Annotated in this window: 4 protein-coding genes; 3 read left to right on the top strand and 1 reads right to left on the bottom strand. The window is 73.2% G+C overall.

Features of this window, described 5'->3' with window-relative positions; genetic code table 11:
* Both IH13_RS37700 and IH13_RS0116825 read left to right on the top strand, forming a co-directional pair.
* Positions 1-865: glutamate ABC transporter substrate-binding protein (locus IH13_RS37700; protein WP_031085249.1), on the top strand; the 865-nt coding region annotated here is incomplete at its 5' end.
* A 47-nt stretch (positions 866-912) separates the two neighbouring features.
* Positions 913-2,256 carry a coiled-coil domain-containing protein gene (locus IH13_RS0116825; protein WP_031085247.1) on the top strand — a complete coding sequence of 448 codons (1,344 nt, stop codon included), beginning with the start codon at positions 913-915 and terminating at the stop codon, positions 2,254-2,256.
* A gap of 34 nt (positions 2,257-2,290) precedes the next feature.
* Here the strand turns inward: IH13_RS0116825 and IH13_RS46110 are convergent, their stop codons facing one another.
* Complete coding sequence (locus IH13_RS46110) at positions 2,291-2,563, bottom strand: hypothetical protein (RefSeq protein WP_420713372.1); 273 nt, start codon at positions 2,561-2,563, stop codon at positions 2,291-2,293.
* On the opposite strand from IH13_RS46110, the gene IH13_RS37690 reads away from it, so the two are divergent.
* On the top strand, positions 2,541-3,740 hold a 1,200-nt coding region (locus tag IH13_RS37690), incomplete at its 3' end, for a serine/threonine protein kinase (RefSeq protein WP_420713371.1). The genes IH13_RS46110 and IH13_RS37690 overlap by 23 nt on opposite strands.

The raw sequence follows: 3,740 nt of genomic DNA, 5'->3' as shown, positions 1-3,740 counted from the left end.
GCCCGCCACGGCGGAGTCGTGCACGGACCCGGAGGCGAGCCTGCCGGCGTCGAGCGCGGACGGGCCGGCCGTGCGGAGGATCCGTGAGCGCGGGAAGCTGATCGCGGGCGTCGACCAGAACAGCTTCCGGTGGGGGTACCGCAATCCGGAGACCCGCACGCTGGAGGGGTTCGACATCGATCTGGTGCGGGCCATCGCCAAGGACGTACTCGGCGACCCCGACGCGGTGATCTTCCGTGCGATCCCCACCAACCAGCGCATCGCCGCGCTGGAGCACGACCGGGTGGACGTGGTCGTGCGGACCATGACCATCAACTGCGCGCGCCTGGAGCAGGTGTCGTTCTCGACCGCCTACTTCCAGGCCGGGCAGCAGGTCCTGGCCGCGAAGGAGTCGGACATCACCGGCTACGACCGCTCGCTGGCCGGCAAGCGGGTGTGCAGCGCCGAGGGTTCGACGGCCTACGAGGCGCTGAAGAGGGAATCGTTCGGCGCGGTCTTCGAGGACGAGTACGAGGGCACCGCGCGCGACCCGGACCTGCTGACCGTCCCCAACCAGCTGGACTGCCTGGTGCGGCTCCAGCTCGGCGAGGTCGACGCGGTGGTCACCGACAACGCGCTGGCGGCCGGCCAGGCGGCGCAGGACCCGGCGGTGGAGCTGAAGGGCGACAAGCCGTTCACCACCGAGTACTACGGCGTCGCGGCGAAGCTGGGCGCCGACGACCTGGTGGCCAGGGTCAACCACGTGCTGGAGGACTACCGTCGGGGCGGCGCGGACAGCCCCTGGATGCGGTCGTACCACGAGTGGCTGGAGGCGGGACTGCCCGGGATCAAGGGCCCCCCGGAGCCCACGTACCGGAGCAACTGAACCGGCCCGGACCCCCGGGTCCGGCGGAACGAGCGGAGAGGTGATCGATGGGCGTCGCGGGTTCCTTCCCCAGCTTCGCGGGGAGGCCCCCCGGCCCGGTCATGGGCCGGGACGAGGCGGACCGTACGCTGGCCCGGCTCCGTGCGGAGCACGAGGCCATCGAGTCCTCGCTCCTCGCCCTGGAGGAACACGCCGGCCGCCGGCTCCTGGAGGGCGCCGATCTGACCGGTGTCACCAAGGAACGCTGGGCCTCCGCCGCGCAGTCGATCACGCTGCTCTGGAGGTACTTCGAGGCGTACGCCGGGACGCTGGCCTCGGCCCGTGAGATCCGGGCCAGGCGCCGCTACCCCGGCAGGAGCGACCTGGTGGCCCTGACCGACCTGCTGCGCGGCGACGGGGTGACCGTGGCGAACGGGCAAGCGGCCGGCCCGGGCGCCTCGCTCACCGGTCCGGCCCGGCTCTCCGAGCGGTTCACGCTGGAGGAGCTGGTCGCCCGGATGAACGACCTGTACGCCCGCGCGCTGGACATGGTCCTCGCGGCGGACTCCGTCTGGTCGGCGCTGCCCGCCCGGATAGACCTGCTCGCCGCCGAGCTGGACCGGACCCGCTCGCTGGCGCACTCCGTCGGGGTGCGGCCCGGGGAGCATCCGGCCGGTGACGACCTGGAGTCGATCGCCCGGGAGCTGGCCGTGCTGCGGGCGCAGGTGATCTCCGATCCGCTGGCCTTCTGGGTGCCGGGCCCCCGCAGTTCCGCGCCCGGAGGGGGACGGTCCGACACCACGCGCTACGACCGGGCCGCCCGCGCCCTGGAGGACGTGCGGCGGGAGATCGAAGCGGTGCTCGCGGTCCGGCAGGACTCCGAGCGGCGCCTGCTCCAGCTGCGTGACCTGCTCTCGCGGGCGACCCGTACGCTCGCGGAGGCCCGGTTGGCGCGCGGCGAGGTGCTGGCGAAGATCGCCGCCTCCGAGGTGCCCGTGGTCAGCGGACCTCCGACCGTGCTGCAGGAGCGGCTCGCGACGGCTTCGGCGTACCGCAGGCACGCCCAGTGGAGCCGGCTCTCCCCCCTGCTGGACTCGCTGGAGCGGGAGGCCGAGGACGAGTTGCTGCGGGCCCGGGAGTCGCTCACGTCGGTGACGGCGCCGCTCGCAGTCCGGGCGGAGCTGCGCGGCAGGCTCGACGCGTACAGGGCGAAGGTGGTCCAGCACGGTCTGGCGGAGGAGCCGCTGCTGGTCGAGCGGTACGACGCGGCCCGCCGGATGCTGTGGAGCGCGCCGTGCGATCTGCGCGTCGCGGAGCAGGCGGTGCTGCGTTACCAGCAGGCCGCGGCGGACCTGCTGTCGCCGCCCCGTCCGGGCGGCCGGGGCGGGTACGGCAACGGGGAGACAACATGAGTACGCAGTGCCAGCGCCCCGCGTGCGAGGGCCACTACGAGGACATGGGCGGCGGCGAGCTGTACTGCGACACGTGCGGGCTCGCGCCGGTCGTGTCGCCGACGGGGATGGTGGGTTCGCCGCCCACCGGCGTCGCCGGGGGCGGCCGGGGCGGCGACAGCGCCTCGCAGCGCTCGGGTTCACGCTCCTCCTCGCGGTCCTCGCGCTCGTCGACGTCACGCCGGTCGGTCTCCGGACGGCTCTCCCGTTCGCTGTCCGGGGCGGCCACGTCCCGTTCGGTGTCGGTGCGTTCCTCCGGGAGCGCCACGAGCTCGACGTCCGGACGGAACAGGCTGGGTGCGGGGCTGGTGCTCGTCCCGGACGTCCCGCGGCCGGACCCGCGGACGGCGGTGATGGAGAACCCGGAGGTCCCGGAGCGGAAGCGGTTCTGCTCGCGCTCCGACTGCGGCGCCGCGGTGGGCCGGGCGCGCGGCGACCGGCCGGGCCGCACGGAGGGGTTCTGCACCAAGTGCGGCCACCCCTACTCCTTCGTGCCCAAGCTGCACACCGGGGACGTCGTGCACGGGCAGTACGAGGTGGCGGGCTGCCTGGCCCACGGCGGGCTGGGCTGGGTCTACCTGGCGGTGGACCGTGCGGTGTCGGACCGCTGGGTGGTCCTCAAGGGCCTGCTGGACACCGGCGACCAGGACGCCATGGCGGCGGCGATCTCCGAGCGGCGCTTCCTCGCGGAGATCGAGCACTCCAACATCGTGCGCATCTACAACTTCGTGGAGCACCTGGACCAGCGGACCGGCTCGCTGGACGGCTACATAGTGATGGAGTACGTCGGCGGCAAGGCGCTCAAGGAGATCGCCAACAGCCGCCGCACACCGGACGGGAGACGCGACCCGCTGCCGGTCGAGCAGGCCTGCGCGTACGGCATCGAGGCGCTGGAGGCCCTCGGCCACCTGCACAGCCGCAACCTGCTCTACTGCGACTTCAAGGTCGACAACGCGATCCAGACCGAGGACCAGCTCAAGCTCATCGACATGGGCGCGGTGCGCCGGATGGACGACGACGAGTCGGCGATCTACGGCACCGTCGGCTACCAGGCGCCGGAGGTCGCGGAGGCCGGCCCGTCCGTCGCCTCGGACCTGTACACGGTCGCGCGGACGCTCGCGGTGCTCACCTTCGACTTCCAGGGCTACACGAACGTCTTCGTGGACTCGCTGCCCGACCCCGACCACATCGAGGTGTTCCGGCGGTACGAGTCCTTCTACCGGCTGCTGGTGCGGGCCACGGACCCGGACCCGGCGCGCCGGTTCGCCTCGGCGAGCGAGATGGCCGAGCAGCTGACGGGGGTGCTGCGGGAGGTGGTGGCCCTGCAGACGGGCCGTCCGCGCCCCGCTCTGTCGACGCTCTTCGGCACGGAACCGCGGGTGACGGACACGGAGTTGTTCGCCGAGCCGACCGACGAGGTGTCCCTGCTCGGGGCCCGCGCCGCC

The organism is Streptomyces sp. NRRL WC-3549 (assembly GCF_000721935.1).
Lineage (GTDB): Bacteria > Actinomycetota > Actinomycetes > Streptomycetales > Streptomycetaceae > Streptomyces.
This window is presented reverse-complemented; position numbering and strand designations above follow the sequence as displayed.

Excerpts from the sequence above, each read along its gene's own strand:
- IH13_RS0116825 (WP_031085247.1), top strand. The coding sequence starts at position 913 with ATGGGCGTCGCGGGTTCCTTCCCCAGCTTCGCGGGGAGGCCCCCCGGC.